General features: G+C 69.7%; 14 protein-coding genes. 3 read left to right on the top strand and 11 right to left on the bottom strand.

Going from position 1 to position 15,344, the window contains the following annotated elements; translation table 11 throughout:
- Positions 1-4 precede the first annotated feature (4 nt).
- Positions 5-940: an NmrA family NAD(P)-binding protein gene (locus B0E54_RS03725; RefSeq protein ID WP_234581829.1), complete on the top strand. Its 936-nt coding sequence runs from the start codon at positions 5-7 to the stop codon at positions 938-940.
- On the opposite strand, the gene B0E54_RS03720 is transcribed toward B0E54_RS03725, so the two are convergent.
- The 9 genes from B0E54_RS03720 to B0E54_RS03680 form a co-directional block, all read right to left on the bottom strand.
- Complete coding sequence (locus B0E54_RS03720) at positions 930-1,919, bottom strand: hypothetical protein (protein ID WP_234581828.1); 990 nt, start codon at positions 1,917-1,919, stop codon at positions 930-932. The two genes, B0E54_RS03725 and B0E54_RS03720, sit on opposite strands and share 11 nt — an antisense overlap.
- A gap of 228 nt (positions 1,920-2,147) precedes the next feature.
- Positions 2,148-3,803, bottom strand: a complete 1,656-nt coding sequence (locus B0E54_RS03715) for a DUF4127 family protein (RefSeq protein WP_234581827.1) — start codon at positions 3,801-3,803, stop codon at positions 2,148-2,150.
- Positions 3,800-4,513 (bottom strand): N-acetylmannosamine-6-phosphate 2-epimerase, encoded by a 714-nt coding sequence (locus B0E54_RS03710; RefSeq protein ID WP_234581826.1) that lies wholly within the window; start codon positions 4,511-4,513, stop codon positions 3,800-3,802. Before B0E54_RS03710 ends, B0E54_RS03715 begins: the two co-directional genes overlap by 4 nt.
- Positions 4,510-5,424, bottom strand: coding sequence for an ROK family protein (locus tag B0E54_RS03705; protein ID WP_234581825.1), 915 nt, complete (start codon positions 5,422-5,424; stop codon positions 4,510-4,512). The genes B0E54_RS03710 and B0E54_RS03705 overlap by 4 nt, the downstream gene beginning before the upstream one ends.
- The gene (locus B0E54_RS03700; RefSeq protein WP_234581824.1) at positions 5,421-6,263 is read right to left on the bottom strand and encodes a carbohydrate ABC transporter permease; all 843 of its coding nucleotides are present in this window, start codon (positions 6,261-6,263) and stop codon (positions 5,421-5,423) included. The genes B0E54_RS03705 and B0E54_RS03700 overlap by 4 nt, the downstream gene beginning before the upstream one ends.
- Positions 6,253-7,200, bottom strand: a complete 948-nt coding sequence (locus B0E54_RS03695; protein ID WP_234581823.1) for a carbohydrate ABC transporter permease — start codon at positions 7,198-7,200, stop codon at positions 6,253-6,255. Before B0E54_RS03695 ends, B0E54_RS03700 begins: the two co-directional genes overlap by 11 nt.
- 11 nt (positions 7,201-7,211) lie before the next feature.
- Positions 7,212-8,495, bottom strand: coding sequence for an ABC transporter substrate-binding protein (locus B0E54_RS03690; RefSeq protein ID WP_234581822.1), 1,284 nt, complete (start codon positions 8,493-8,495; stop codon positions 7,212-7,214).
- Positions 8,496-8,520: 25 nt separating this feature from the next.
- Complete coding sequence (locus B0E54_RS03685; RefSeq protein WP_234581821.1) at positions 8,521-10,116, bottom strand: FAD-dependent oxidoreductase; 1,596 nt, start codon at positions 10,114-10,116, stop codon at positions 8,521-8,523.
- Between the two features lie 39 nt (positions 10,117-10,155).
- Positions 10,156-11,202, bottom strand: coding sequence for a LacI family DNA-binding transcriptional regulator (locus B0E54_RS03680; RefSeq protein ID WP_308195331.1), 1,047 nt, complete (start codon positions 11,200-11,202; stop codon positions 10,156-10,158).
- A gap of 364 nt (positions 11,203-11,566) precedes the next feature.
- Between B0E54_RS03680 and B0E54_RS03675 the strand changes: the two genes are divergently transcribed.
- Positions 11,567-12,925: a hypothetical protein gene (locus B0E54_RS03675; RefSeq protein WP_234581819.1), complete on the top strand. Its 1,359-nt coding sequence runs from the start codon at positions 11,567-11,569 to the stop codon at positions 12,923-12,925.
- A gap of 101 nt (positions 12,926-13,026) precedes the next feature.
- Here B0E54_RS03675 and B0E54_RS03670 read toward each other — a convergent pair whose 3' ends face one another.
- The gene (locus B0E54_RS03670) at positions 13,027-13,509 is read right to left on the bottom strand and encodes a MarR family winged helix-turn-helix transcriptional regulator (protein ID WP_234581818.1); all 483 of its coding nucleotides are present in this window, start codon (positions 13,507-13,509) and stop codon (positions 13,027-13,029) included.
- A gap of 31 nt (positions 13,510-13,540) precedes the next feature.
- On the opposite strand from B0E54_RS03670, the gene B0E54_RS03665 reads away from it, so the two are divergent.
- Entirely contained in the window at positions 13,541-14,617 is a 1,077-nt protein-coding gene (locus B0E54_RS03665) for a bifunctional NAD(P)H-dependent oxidoreductase/GNAT family N-acetyltransferase (protein ID WP_255786403.1), read from the top strand.
- Between the two features lie 59 nt (positions 14,618-14,676).
- On the opposite strand, the gene B0E54_RS03660 is transcribed toward B0E54_RS03665, so the two are convergent.
- Positions 14,677-15,249 (bottom strand): hypothetical protein, encoded by a 573-nt coding sequence (locus B0E54_RS03660; protein WP_234581817.1) that lies wholly within the window; start codon positions 15,247-15,249, stop codon positions 14,677-14,679.
- Positions 15,250-15,344 lie beyond the last annotated feature (95 nt).

Here is a 15,344-nt window from a genome sequence, read left to right as displayed (position 1 = left end):
CGCCATGAAGCAGACGAACCCGACAGCCGCCGCACGACGGCACGATGCCGTGCCACCCGCAGCCGGATCCCCGGTGCTCGTCACGGGGGCGACCGGCCGGATCGGCCGCGCCGTGGTCGACCAGCTGACCGACGCGGGGGTGCCGGTCCGCGCCCTCGTGCGTCGCTCCGAGTCGGCGGCGACACTGCCCACCGGCGTCGACGTCATCACCGGCGATCTCACCGTGCCCGAATCGCTCGACGCCGCACTACGTGCCGTCAGCACCGTCTTCCTCGTCTGGACCGCGCCGCCGCAGACCGCAGCCGCCGTGATCGATCGTCTGGCCGCCCACGCGCAGCGCGTCGTCTACCTGTCCGCACCACACCGGACCCCGCACCCGTTCTTCCAGCAACCGAACCCGATGGCAGCGCTGCACGCCGAGATCGAGCAACTCATCGCGGCCAGCGGACTCGAATCGACGATCATTCGACCAGGGATGTTCGCATCGAACGCCCTGTTCTGGTGGGCCGCCTCCATCCGCTCGGACGGCGTGGTCCGCTGGCCGTACGGCGCGGCAGAGACAGCCCCCGTGGACGACCGGGACGTCACCGCGGTCGTCGCACGAACCCTGTACGAAGACGGGCACGCCGGCGGTGACTATGTCCTGACCGGCCCCGAGTCGCTCAGTCAGGCCGAACAGGTGAGCATCATCGGCGACGTGCTGGGCCGCGCGATCACGTTCGAGGAACTACCACCCGACGAATTCCGGCGTCAGACCCCGGAGTCCTCGCGCTCGGCGGCGGACATGCTGCTGGCCGCATGGAACGCGACGATGGGACAGCCCGCACACGTCACCTCGACGGTGTCCGACCAACTCGGGAGACCACCGGGAACATTCCGGCAGTGGGCCACCGACCACGCCGCCGCGTTCACCGAGGTGGGAGGCAGCGTCACTGCATAGCGGTGGCCGGGGGATGATCGAATGATCCGGGGCAGCGGAAGGTGTACAGCGAGTAGCCGCGCCCGATCTGCACACCGACGATGTCCGGGGACGCGGTCGGGTTCTCCTCGAGCGGGCGCCAGCTGCAGTGGATGCCGTTCCAGTCGCCCGAGTCCGCGGCGAAGACCATCGTCATCGCGGTGCCGCAGGCAGCACAGTCCATCGGGTACGGATCGGTCAGCGACCAGTTCGCGTACCCGCCGACCTTCCATCCCGGCGCCAACGACAAGTCGCTCTGATAGTGGGGACGGCTGTCGTCCTCGTCGTCGTCCCACTCGTCGAGCCGCTCGCGTAGGTCATCGGGGAGCAGATCGGCGTACTGGTACTCACGGACCTGCTCGGGGTGCACCACGCACGGAACCGGCAGGTACATGTCGCTGATCACCGGCGGCTCGGGGGGCGCTTCGAGCAGCGGGCCGACGGCGGAGCTGTCGCGCCAGTAGAGGAAGACGCGAGGGCTGTAGTGCCGATCCGAATGGTCCACCGGGCACCACAGCACCTGGAGCAGGTCGGTGGCGTCCGGACCGGCGTAGTCCGGGATATCTCGCTGGTACAGCTGCGCGACCGGGACCAGCGGGATCGGATCCTCGATCAGGTCGTCCAGGTCCAGAGCGTCGGCCGCATCGAGCTCGGCCCGCTCCTTCGCAGTCAGGAAGTCCCCACCCGCCAGTGGCTCCCGGGCCTCTGCGGTCGCGAAGATCTCCCGCCGGCGGCGCAGGGCGGCCGGGGTGGTCAGGTTGTACGGCTCGTGCGCGCCCGCGTCGTCGCAGACCGGCCATTCCTCGTCGGCCGGCCACAGCAGCGGTCCGCCGACCGAGCTGTCCCTGACGGTCGGAGCGCCAGGCCGGGGATGCAGGCGGGTAGTGGTCGTGGAATGGTCCCGCAGTTCGGGGAAGAGCGCGCTGATGTCCAGGGGACGCGCAGGTGTGGTGCGGGCCATAGCAGTGGATCTTTCGGTCGTGGTCATTGGACGCCGACGATGTCGCCGGCGGCGACCAGCAGCATCATTCCGGCATCGTGCCGGAGGGACGCCATCGGCTCCACCTGACATCCCGACCCGGTGGGCAGAACTCGCCGCCTACCGCCGCTCGTGCGTGCCGAGATGCCGGTCGGCCATCAGGCTCGTCCGGCATCTCGGCAGCGTCCGATGTGCGGGGTCGGCTACCGGTCAGGCCAGTTGCAGCCGAGGTTCGAGGATCACCTCGAAGAGCCGGTCCCACGGCAGCTCGACACGCGCCGACTCGAAGCGGGTGAGGGTCGCCGTGAACGTCTTCGCGCCACGGCGACCCAGCACGATGCGGTGCCCGGCGAAGTGGTCGGCGAAGTACCGCTCGGTCACGGGTACCAGCCGTTCCCTGACCCAGCCGTCGAAGTAGGTCTTCTGCTCGGGCGTGAGCGCAAGCGGGTCCCAGCCCCGCGCCCGTGCGTGCGCGTACGCCTCGACCTGCACGATGTTCTTCCACGGGTCGTCCTTGACGAACCGGTAGAGCAGGTACTCGGCGTGCGCCTGGCCCGGCGCGCGCAGGTCGGGCACGCCGAACCCGCTGCCGGAGGCGCGCAGGTACGCCCACCGGGCGGTGCCGTGGCTGAGCGCCAGGCCGAGCGCGTTACCACCGGTGTTCCACCCCGAGTACGACAGCAGCGCCGCGAGGTCCAGGTGGCTCTCCATCCGCGCTACCAGGTCGTGGTCGGCCTTGTTCACGATGAGCGGGTCCACCACGATCAGCGGGGTGCCGGCGGCCAGCAGCTTGCCGATCCGTCCGACGAAGGCGTCCAGGTCGGCGGCCCGTTGCCCCGGTGCCGTCGAGGGGGTGTTCACGGCGAGCACGATGTCCGCGTCGCGGCTGACGACCCGTCCTCCGACCGAGGTGACGTGCCGCCGGATGTTCTCCGCGAACGGAATGCCCTCCAGCTGTGCGGTCCAGTCCTCACCGGAGACGCCGGCGTACTCCACCCGGTAGGTGGGGCCGGTGCCGGCCGCGACCACCCGCGCGACCAGCAGCGCGTTGACCTCGTCGGCACCGGGGAAGATCTCCACCCGGTCGCTGACGCCGAGTTCGTCGACGAGCGCCTCCAGCTCCACCCGCTCGGCCCGGGCCAGGCCCACCGGCGCGGTGTCGTCCTCGGAGAGCACGAGGTGATTGATGGTGCCGTCGGCGACCCACTCGACCATGAGCCGGTTGACCTGGTGGTTACGGGCCCGGGCGGCCAGATAGTCCTCGACGACCTGGTCGGGGATCTGGGCCCGAACGGTGTCGAGCTGGGCGCGCAGCTCCTCCTGCCCGAGGTTCGTCACCTGGTCGTAGAGCTTCGCCCAGGAGACGAGCAGGTCGCGGTACCGATCCAGCTCCGTGCCCGTGCTGGTGATGGCGAGGCGCTGGATGGTGTCGTGCACCTCGATCACCGCCTCCGGCCGGGTGGAGCGCAGGGTGCGGATCGCGGCCAGGTTCGCCAGGGCGGCGGCCAGCGTCGGGGCGGCGGTGCGGGAGGCGATCAGGCCGCCGTACGCGAGCATGCTGACCGAGATCACGTACCCGTCGACGCTGGTCGTGGTGCCGAGCCAGCGGGCGATGGCGGCGCCGTCGCCGGGGGTGAAGAAGCGGCCCAGCGTCTCCCGTGGCGGCAGCTGCACCCGGGCGCCGGCGCTGGCCGCGGTCATCTGCGCCGCGTACGTGTTGACGGGCCGGTCGTCCAACGGGACCAGCGCCACGGTCAGCTGCCGCTTGCCGGGCCCGGTGACCGCAGGCCCGGCGAATGCGGGCCGGCCCACGGCCACGGTGCTCAGCCCGGCCATGCCGGTGGCCAGAAGGGTGCGTCTTCTCATCGCTCACTCCTCTGTTTCGGTGCGCTCGCCGCGCGGGGGGTGGCCGGCACGAGCCGGCGGGTGATCCAGAGCGGTGAGGTGACGGCGTTGCCCATCACCACCGCGTGGGCACCTGCCTCGAAGGCCTGGCCGATCTGTTCCGTGTTGCGGTACCGCCCTTCGGCGATGACCGGAACGGGCAGCAGTGCGACGAGTCGCTCCACGAGCCCGAGGTCGGGCCCGTCGGTCGGTGGGCTGGCCGGTGTGTAACCGGACAGCGTGGTGGCGACGGCGTCCGCGCCGGCCTCGACGGCTGCGACGCCCTCGGCGGCGGTGGCGACGTCTGCCAGGATCAGTGCGTCGGTCCGTTCGCGGAGCACGCGGACCGTGTCGGCGAAGGCGCGGCCGTCCGGCCGGGGGCGGTCGGTGGCGTCGATCGCGACGATCTCCGCCCCGGCCAGGGCCACCTCGAGCGCGTGGGCCGCGGTGGGGGTGATGAAGACGTCCTCGGCGCCATGCTTGTACAGCCCGATCACCGGAACGTCGACGGCAGCGCGAACGGTTCGGACGTCGTCCGGTCCGTTGACCCGGACCGCCACGGCGCCGCCGCGTACCACAGCGGCCGCCACCCGTGCCTGGACGTACGGATCCCGCATCGGATCGCCCGGGTCGTCGGGCAGCGGCTGGCAGGACACCACCAGCCCGCCGGCCAGGTCGTCGAGCACGTTCACCTGTTGGTCCCTTCGATGTGGGGTCGGTCGATGGCCAGTCGGGCGGCCCCGACGAGGACGGCGTCGGTGCCCAGCGTGGCGGGCAGGAGCGGAACGTCGGCCCAGCCGGCGGGCACCTCGGCCGAGTAGGCGGCCGAAGCGGCGGGCAGCAGGGAACCGGCCGCTCCGCCGGCCACCAGGACAGCGTCCGGATCGAGCAGCGCCACCAATCCCGCCAGGGTCGCGCCGAGGACGGCTCCGGCCCGTTCCACGACCCGCTGGGCGGCGCCGTCTCCGGTCGCGGCGCGCTCGGCAACGGTCCGCCCGGTGACATGGATGCCGGTCTCGATGGCGTACGCGGCGGCCAGCCCGCTGCCGGAGGCGATCGCCTCCAGGTGCCCGTGGCGGCCGCATCCGCACCGCAGTCGTTCGGCGCCCGGGGCGGGCAGATGCCCCACCTCGCCGGCTGCCCCGCGGGCGCCGGCCTCGACCCGGTCGTCGCGGATGATCGCCCCACCCAACCCGGTGCCGACGGCCACCAGCAGGACGTGGGCGCGGTCCCGTCCGGCGCCGGCCCAGCTTTCGCCGAGCGCGGCGGCGTTCACGTCGTTGGTGACGCGCACGTCGCGACCCAGCCGGGTGGCCAGCTCGTCGGCGACCGGGATGCCCGTCCAGCCGGGCAAGCTGTCGGTGGCGTACCGGATGCTGCCGGTCGCGGGATCGACCGTGCCGGCGGTGCCCACGCCCAACGGTCCGGCGGTCGCGCCGAGCAGATCCGTGGCCAGCCGGGCGGCGACGTCCAGCACGGCCTCGGGCCCGGACCGGGCCGGGGTGGGCGCCTCGCGGCGCTCCAGCACCCGCCCGGTCCGGTCGACGAGCGCGGCCGCCGTCTTGGTGCCGCCGATGTCGATTCCGACAACCGGTGTCGTCATCCCTTGAGGCCGGTGTGCGCGAGGCCCTCGACGAACTGCTTCTGCGCGATGACGAAGACCACCAGGACGGGCAGGGCGGTCATCGACGCCGCGGCCATCTGGACGTCCCACATGGGGCCGCCGTAGGCGTCGACGAACTGGGTGAGCGCCTGGGGCAGGGTGAACTTCTCCGGCGAGGAGAGGAAGACGATCGGCTCCAGATAGAGGTTCCAGCTGTGCAGGAAGGTGAAGATCGCCACCGCGCCCAGCGCCGGGCGCGACAGCGGCAGGGCGATCCGCCAGAAGGTGGCGAATCGGCCCAGCCCGTCGACCCGGGCCGCCTCCTCCAACTCACCGGGCAGGCTGATGAAGAACTGCCGCATGATGAACGTCGCCAGAACGCTGGGCGCGCCGAAGATCGGCACCAGGATCAGCGGCCAGTGGGTGTTGACCAGGCCGAGTTTGAAGAACATCTGGAACAGCGGCACGATCGTCACCTCGCTCGGAATGAGCAGGCCCGCGAGGACGACCAGGAACAGCACGTTCTGGCCCCGGAACCGGATGCGCGCGAAGGCGTACCCGGCCAGCGCCGACACGGCCATGGTGCCGACCGTGACGACCAGCGCGATGTAGAGGCTGTTCAGGTACTGCTGCCCGAACGGCTGCAACTCGAACACCCGCTGATAGGCGTCGAACCGGGGATTGGTCGGCAGGAGCTTCGGCGGGAAGGCGAAGATGTCCGCCACCGGCTTCAGCGACGAGGTGACCATCCACCAGGTCGGGAAGACGAACGGGATCGCCAGGACCAGCAGCACGCCGTAGAGCACCAGCTTGGTCCGGCGGGACAGGTCACGACTCATGGAAGACCCACCTCTTGCGCATCTGCCACTGCAGCACGGTGAGGGCGAGCACGATGGCGAACAGGACGATCGACAGCGTGGCGCCGTAGCCGAAGTGATGGAATTGGAAGGCCTGCTGGTACAGGTAGTAGACGAGGACCGTCGTCGATGTGCCCGGGCCGCCCTGGGTGAGCACCGAGATCTGCGCGAAGACCTGCAACGACCCGACCACTGTGATGATCGACGTCAGCAGGATCGTGGGGCTGATCAGCGGTACGGTGATCCGCCAGAACTGACGCATGCGGCTCGCCCCGTCCACCTCGGCGGCCTCGTACAGCTCGCCCGGCACACCCTGGAGGGCGGCCAGGAACAGCACCATGTTCAGGCCGACGTTCTTGAACACCTGCACGACGATCACGGAGACCATCGCGGTGCCCTCGCCGCGCAGCCAGTTCGGCCCGTCCACCCCGATGGTGTCGAGCAGCCCGTTGATCCCGCCGTTGTCCTGAAGCAGGAAGCCCCAAACGATGGTCCAGGCCACCAGCGAGACCACCACGGGCGAGAAGAACAGCGTGCGGAACACGATCGTGCCCCGCAGCCTCTGGTTCAGCAGGACTGCCAGAAGCAGCGCCAGGCCGAGGTTGAGCACCACCAAACCGACGGAGAACAGTCCGGTGGCGCGCAGCACCGCACCGAGGTTGGGATCATCGGCGAGAGCCTTGTAGTTGTCGGTGCCGACGAAGTCGAAGGTTCCGGCGAGCACGTTCCACTCGTGCAGGCTGTACCAGAGCACGAGGATCAGCGGCAGGATCACGAAGACGACGCTGCCGAGCAGTTGCGGTGCGATGAACACGTATCCGGCGAGCTGGTCCCGGCGGCGGCTGGTCCAGAACGGCCGGGCCGGGCCCGGGGTGGGCCCGGCAGCAGCCGAGCCCACCCTGGTGTCCGTCTGGGTCATGATCGTTGGCCTTACTTCGCCAGCAGCGGCTGGATCTTGGTGCAGACGCCGTCGAGTACGGCCTTGACGTCCGCGTTCGGCTGCCACAGCGGGTCGAGTCCGGCGCGGACCTGCTGGCTCAGCTCGGCTTGGCCGGAGTGGCTGGGCTTGACCACGCCGTTGGTGATGCCGTCGATGACGACCTTCTGCAGCTGCTCCGGCTTGAGCTTCGGGTTCGTCTTGGCGAGGGTCTCGGCGGTCAGCTGCGACTGCCGGGGCGCCGGGAAGAACTGGGCGAGCTTCGCCGAGTTCGTGGGGTTGGTGAAGAAGGCCAGGAAGTCGGCCGCCTGCTTGGCGTGCGGGCTCTTCTTCATCACACCGATGCCGGCCTGGCCGACCACCGCGTAGTTCCCCTTCGGACCGGCCGGCAGCGGCACCAGGTCCCACCCGAAGCCGTCGTCCTTCAGCAGCGAGGCGCGGGAGATCTGGGTGACCGTCATGGCCGAGTCACCGGCGAAGAAGTCGGCGGTCGTACCGGGGCCCGGCAGCGCCTTCTGGGTGAAGGTGGCCTTGTGCAGGGTGGTCATCGCATCGACCATCTCCGGGCTGTTGAAGCCACAGGACTTGCCGTCCTCGCTCCACGCCTGGGCGCCCCACCCGGTCCAGAAGGTGGACAGGTTGTCCCAGCCCTTGTAGTCGAAGTCCCGGATGACCATCCCGGCCTTGCCGGAGTCCGCCGCCGTCGCCGCGGCGGTTGCCAGGGCGTTGTCCCAGTTCCACTGGCCAGCCGCGATCAGCTCGGCCGGGGTCTTCTGCCCGGCCTTCTTGACCATGTCGTTGTTGACGAAGACCCCGAACGGCGAGGTGGAGAAGGGGTACGCGTACAGCTTGCCGTCGTTCTGCCAGAGCTTGAGCGTGGCGGGGGAGATGTCCTCGTACCCGTAGCCCTCGGCCTTCTTGAGGGTGTCGTCCAGCGGCAGCAGCGCGCCCGAGGCCACGAAGTCGGGGGCGGAGTTCTCGAACACCCACGCGAGGTCCGGCGCGTTCCCGCCCGCGATCTGCGTCGTCAGGGTCGTGGTGTAGGTGTCGAACGGCAGCGGATCGAACTTGATCTCGGTCACGTCCGGGTGGCTCTTGCGGTACTCGTCGGCGATCTCGTTGAACAACTTGAGGTGCGCCTCGTTGGCCGACCAGACGGTCATCCGCAGTGCCGCCGGGCCGCTGTCGTCGGCGTCGTCACCGCCACCGCAGGCGGTCAGGGCGAGCGTGCCGGCCAGTGCCACGGCGACGCCGCGCAGGGCCTTTCCTGCTTTCACAATGTTCTCCTTACCGGGGGTGTGTTCAGTAGCCCGCGATCTGTGGCCAGCGCTGCTCCACCCCGGCCGCGGTGAGGCGGTCCTGGAAGTCAGCCAGCAGACGGGGGGTGTTGCGGACCGCGCGCGGGGACTCGCCCTGCGCCAGACAGAAGTCGGCGAGCAGACCGGCGACCTCACCGACGTTCCACTCGACGGGGTGCAGCCGGTAGCTGCCGTTGGTGATGTGGGTGGTGCCGATGTTCTTGCCGGCCGGCAGCAGGTTCTCCATCCGCTGCGGGATCAGCGCGCCGAGCGGAATCTCGAACGGGCAGGAGCCGACGTCGATGTAGTTGTCGCCGCCGGTCGACGGGTGCAGGTCGATCCGGTACATGCCCACGCCCACCGCGTCCGGGTAGCTGACCGCGCCGTGGTCGCCCCGGACCGCCAGGGACAGATCCTGCTCGGCCACCGTGTATTCGGCACGGATCCGGCGGGACTCGCGGATGTACGGGGCCTGGGCCAGGCCGTCCGCGCTGCCGGTCACGTCGCCACGCAGCCGCAGGCCCGGGAAGCCGGTGCCGCCGTCCGGGCGCGGCGCCTCCGTCTGCATCCAGTACAGCACCGAGTACGACAGCTCGCGGGCCTTGGACAGGTGCCACGACGCGTTCGGGACGTCGATGACCGGACCCTCGAAGTAGTCGATCATCGGCCAGTTGACCAGCGTGATGTCGCTGTCGTACGCGCCGTCGGTGAAGTTGCGCCGCGCGGCGATCCGGCGGAACGTCCACAGGTTGCCGTCGCCGGGGTTGAGGCGTTGGTCGGCGTTGACGCTCAACGGGTCGTCGTCCGGGTTGGGGGTGAAGCTGCGCTCGACGATCTCCAGCGTGCGCGGGTGCGGTGACTTCCAGGACAGCAGCCGGTCACCCCAGAAGTCGGGCTTGTAGTCGCGCCAGAAGTCGTACCCCGCGGGACGGTCGATGGTGTGGTCGCCGTCGACGTGGTCGAGGGCGAAGCAGACGGACACCGCCTGCATGTTCATCGGCTGGGCCTCGGCCGGGGCGCTCGGCTCACCGGTGTCCGCCTGCGATTCGAACCCGGTGACGTACTCGGTGCCCGTCAGCGGTAGCAACTCGCCGGTCTCGGTGGCGTCCAGGACGTACGGCGCGACCACGTCGATCCGCTCGTCGCGGTCGCGGTGCGCGAGGGTCACGCCGGTCACCCGGTCCCCGTCGGTCTCCGCGGCCACCGGCCGGTACGGCTGGAGCACCCGGATACGGCCCGAACCGAGGTACGGCGCGAGCATCTGTTCGAGGACAGCGACGGCCACCCGCGGCTCGTGGCAGAGCCGGCTCACCCAACCCGCACCGGGGTTGAGGTCGGTCCAGGACCGGGACCGTTCGGTCAACGGGTAGTGCCGACGGTAGTAGTCGCGAATGCCGTTGCGCAGCTCCCGATAGCTGGCGGTGGCGCCGAACTGCTCGATCCAGGAGTGTTCGTCCGGGGGGACGGCCTGGCTGGTGAGTTGCCCGCCGAGCCAGTCGAACTCCTCGGTCAGGATGACGGACCGGCCGGCCCGGGCTGCGGCGAGCGCCGCGGCGACGCCGCCCAACCCGCCCCCGACGACGAGGACGTCCGTACGCATGAGTACCACGTGTTTCCTTCCAGTTGCGCGGCCGACCGCTCAGCGCCGGTCAACCGCCGGATCAGGGGTGCCGAGGGTGCTGCCCTCGACGATTTCGCAGGGGAGAAGTCGCTGCTGGACACCGTCCGCGCTGCCATCGATGACGCCCGTCAGCACCTCGACCGACTGTCGGCCCATCTCCTCGCGGGGGATGCGGAACCCGGTGAACGTGATGTCGGTGGGGACGGGGACCGTCGGGTCGCCGAGGGTCACGATCGACAGGTCGCCGGGCACGGTCAGGCCGCGCCGGCGGGTGGCCGACTCCAGCGCGACCGCCGTGGCGAAGTCCTCCACGAAGACGACGGTGGTCCCGTCGGCCAGCAGGGCGTCGATGGTGGTGTCGGCCTCGGTGGCCAGCGCCGACATCTGCCCGGCGCTCTGGGCGGTCGCCGCGGCGGCATGAAACCCGCGGCGTCGGTCTTCGGAGGATTCCGCGGTGGTGCCCGTGCTCACGTACGTCAGCCGGCGGTGACCGTGCCGCAGCGCGATCTCGACGAGCTGGGACACCGCCGAGGCGTAGGCGGCACCGACGTAGGGGACCGGGCCGCCGGCGTCGTCCCGGCGTCCGACGGCGACGTACGGATATCCGTCGCGGTTGAGTCGGTCCAGCTCCGCGCCGGCGATCTCGCGCCCGAGCAGGATGCACCCGTCGGCCAGACGGAGCCGGTTGTCCTGGTGGAAGATGCGTCGCCGGCCGTCCACGACCGGTGCGCTGGTGAACAGCAGCAGGTCGCAGCCGACCCGCTCGGCGTACTCCTCGATGCCCAGCAGGAACGGGTGGAAGAAGTCTCGGCTGCCGCTGGGGAAGGCGGGCTCGTACGTGAAGACGCCGATGATCCGGTTGAACCGTGCGGCGAGGCGGCGGGCCACGGGGTCAGCCGCGTACCCGGTCTCGGCGATCACCCGCAGCACCCGGTCCCGGGTCTCCTGGGCGATGCGGACGTCGGCGTCGGTCCGATTGTTGAGCACCAGCGACACCGTCGCCTGACTGACGCCAGCCATCCGCGCGATGTCACGTTGAGTGACGCGTCTGGGGGGAGGAGTCACGTCAGGTCCCTTCGGCGGTGCTAATGCGTATTAGCGATCGGCGTTGGGAAGGAGCTTGGTCGGTGGTCCGGCAGCTGTCAAGAGGTGAACGAAAGGTTTCGTCGTAATGAACTGGCTGGAGTAATGCGCATTAGCTACCGAGGCTGCCGCCGGGTCATCGTCCGGCCGGGGTGGGTCGGCGAACCCCGAGCCAACTCTTGACAGAGGCGCAGCCGAGCGCGCAACATCGAAAAAACATAGATGCTAATACGTATTAGCTCGGCGGCTTCAGTGGGTGTCCGTCGATCGATACCCCCTGCCCTCACTGAGCGTCACACACATCGTTCGTGCCGCCGACGATCCCACCGACCGAAGAGGAAGCCGCATGACGAGACCATCCACCCCGTCGTCCCGACGCGCTGTGCTGGCGGCCGCCAGTGCTGGCCTGATCGTCGCCGCCGTGACCGGCGTCCGGCCGGCAGCCGCCGAACCCCCGCTCGACTTTCCCCAGTTCACCTACCAGGGCACCGCGTTCGACAAGGGCGCCCTCGCCTACAACCCGACCAACGAGTTCATCTTCCCGAGCGTCATCCGGGCCGCCGACTACTTTCCCAACCCGCTCGGGACCTACTACCTGTACTACGCGCCGCACGAGCGTCCCGGCGGGATCGCCCTCGCGTACTCCGACTCGATCAACGGCCCGTGGACGGAGTACGACGCCAACCCCCTGATCGGCAACACCTGGCTGCCGTACTACCCGACGGTCAGCCACATCTCCTCACCCCACGCGGTGTGGATCGAGGGCGAGGGCAAGCTCTTCCTCTATTTCCACGGCGAGAACTCGATCACCCGGTACGCGACCTCCGACGACGGCATCCACTTCGACTACGGCGGAACGGCGGTCAGCCGCAACGACTCCACCGGTGGCGAGACCTCCTACGCCCGGGTCTTCGAGCAGTCCGTGCCCCGTCTGGGCAGCCGGTACCTGATGGTCTTCATGGACAATCCGACCGCCGCGCTGCCCGGACCGACCGGACCGGTGTCGCGACGGATCCGCTGGGCGGTCTCCACCGACGCGCGGACCTGGGCCATCCAGCCCGAACCGCTCGTGACCCCGCAGGGCATCGAGGGCCCGAACGCCTCGGGGCCGTTCTTTCTGCGCTGGAAGGATCGCAACCTGGTGATCTACCACGCCGCCGACGGCAACATGCACGCGGTGGACGTCGGGCAGGACTTCGACCAGGAGACGCACCTCGGCGTCGTACACGACTCGATGACCGCCGCGCCCGACCTCGGCCGCTCGGCCGCGCCGACGTTCTATTTCGACGGGCGCACCGCGCACATGTACTACGAGGCCGGGGGTCGGCTCACCGCGACCATCGGGCACGCCACCGCCACCCTGGCGGAGCCCGTGCCGGTACGGCAGCTCGACTGTGCGGCGGACCGACCGGTCCTGTGGCCGCCGAACCACAAGATGGTCGACGTCAACGTCACCGTGGACCTGCACGACGGTGTGCTCGGCCCGAACGCGTTCACCCTGACCGGCCTGACCGGGGGCGACGCCACGGACGTCAGTGGCTTCGCCGTCGGCGTGCCGGACACGGGCGGCGCGCTACGGGCCGAACGTGCCGGAAACGGCGGGGACCGGGTGTACCACCTCACGTATGCCGGCCACGACGAGATCGGGCGGCCGGTCGGCTGCACCGTCACCGTCACCGTCCCACACGACCAGGCCGGCAGCTAGCGGATCGTCCCGGATGGACAGGTCACCACCGCGTGCGGCGGGTCCGATGCCGTGCTGGTGGCGGAGGCGGGACAGGGGATACCTGTCCCGCCGGTGACCGGTCATCGCCCCTGACCGCCAGTTGGGGGTTCTTCCAGCCTCCGGGCAATCTGTTCGATGGCGGCGAGGTCGTCTGGGGTGAGCCGGTCGATGAAGTGACGTCGTACCGACTGAACGTGGGCCGGTGCGGCGTTTTCGAGTGCGTCCAGACCTTGCTCGGTGAGGACAAGGAAACAGCCTCTGCCGTCGGCCGGGTCAGGTGTGCGCCTCAAGAGGCCGCGTCCCTCCATTCTGGTGGCGTGCCGGGACAGCCGGCTGCGCGACCAGCCCATCTTGTCGGCCTGTTCCCCCAGGGTGCTGGTGTGGTCCGGCCGCTCCGAGAGGGTGCTCAGCACCTCGTAGTCCGGTTCGGAGAGCCCGATCGCGGCCAGGTCGCGGGCCGTGCCGGTCTGGACGGCGACCACTATCCGCAGGAACGCCCGCCACGCCCGTTCCTCATCGGCGTTCAACCAACCTACGGCCCCGGCCGGCCCACTCGTTGACATGTAATCAACCTAGCATCTACCCTTCGTTTCCATGTCAACGAAACCGGCGCGTGTCCTCGTACTGATCTGCAGCACCCGCCCGGGTGCCCTCGGCCCCCTGGTGGCGCAGTGGTTGATCGAAGCGGCCACCCCCCGTGCCGCCGCACTCGGCGTCGAGCTTGTACCGGTGGCCCTCGGCGAACTGAACCTGCCGTTCCTCGATGAGGAGGAGCATCCGTCGTCGGGTGTCTACCAGCATGAGCACACACGTCGGTGGAGCGCGATCGTCGACGCGGCGGACGGGTTCATCGCAGTCACGCCGGAGTACAACTACGGGATGCCGGCGACGCTGAAGAACGCGCTGGACTACCTCGGCCGCGAATGGGCATGGAAGCCGATCGGCTTCGTCAGTTACGGCAACACGTCGGCGGGCACCCGGTCGGTTCAGCATGCCAAGCAGGTGGTGACCACGCTCCGCCTGGTTCCCCTGGGCGCCACCGTCGCGATTCGCATCGGTGACGCGGTGGAAAGTGGACGGCTGCTTTCCGACCCGGTCCGCGACACGGCGGGTGTCGGGCTGGTGGACGAACTGGTCCGGGTCGCCCACGCCCTGCGGCCACTGCGTGAACGCGGACGGGCCGGGACACTGTCCGGACCATTGCCGGGGTCGTACGCGAGGCGGTTGACCCCCGACGACGCGCCCGAGGTCACTGTGCTGCAGCGGTGCTGCTGGGTCGACGAAGCCGTCGCCAATGACACGATGGCCGTACCGGCCCTGCACGAGTCGCTGGAGGAGGTGCGCGGCTGGCTGGATACCTGGCACACCACGGGCATCTGGTTGGACGGCCGACTGCTGGGCATGGTGCGGGCCCGTCGCGATGGCACAGACTGGCAGGTGGGTCGGCTCGCCGTCGTGCCCGATCTGCGGGGGCGTGGGCTGGGTCGGTGGCTGCTCCGCATCGCCGAGGCCGGCGCCCGACCGGACTGCCGTCGCATCGTGCTGTTCACCGGCGCGAAGAGCCTGCGGAACATCGCGCTCTACCAGAGCGAGGGATACCAGTCGGCACCACTCACCCGCCCGGACGGAACCACCTGCCTCATCAAGGGGATATCCGCCAGTCAGCGGTGACGCTGACGGTTGCCAGGGGACGTTCCGTGGTTGCGGCCAGAGGCCCTCGCCTCCCCGCCTCACCCCGCTGCTCGGTTTATCGCGGCACTGGCCAGCCCGTTCAGCGTGGTCAGGTCGGCCGCGCCCAGGTACGAATCCGACATCATGACCACCACGACGTAGTGGCCGACCGCGGCGGCGACATAGCCGACGTAGCGGTCGCCCTCGTCGTAGGTGCCGAGGAACAGCACCGTGTCCGGCCCGAGGTGGTCCTCGGCGACCGGGTCGAAGCCCTCCTCGTCGCCGCCCGCCCCGCACCGGGCGAGCTGCTCCTTCAGTTCGGTGACGTACCTGTGTGCCCCATCGCCGCGGTACCGGGCGACGTTCTCGTAGATTCGGAAACGGGTACCGAGATCGGCCGCCTGAGAGCGACTCGTGAACGGCTGCGGCACCGGCGTGTCCGAGCATGGTTGGGGTAGTAGCGACCACACCAGACCGTCCTCCACCGGCCCGGGCACGGCCCCGCCGAGATCGTCAGGCTGCAACATGACCCTGTCCGGAATCCCTCGTGGCCGCTGCTGCGCCGCCGCCGGCACGCCTGCCGACACCAGCCCCAGAATCACGGTAGTCACCACAATCAGTGTCCTTCGCATGCGAACCATCCTTTGCGTCGCCCGCGACCGATGGATGGGCGGGAATACCCAGCTTTCCCTAGGTACTCGTACTCCGCCGGCCCCTGCCTGATCAG

It is taken from the genome of Micromonospora sp. MH99 (assembly GCF_021442385.1).
In the GTDB taxonomy this organism is placed as follows: domain Bacteria; phylum Actinomycetota; class Actinomycetes; order Mycobacteriales; family Micromonosporaceae; genus Micromonospora.
The sequence above is the reverse complement of the archived record's forward strand: the minus strand, read 5'-3'. Positions and strand labels throughout refer to the sequence as shown.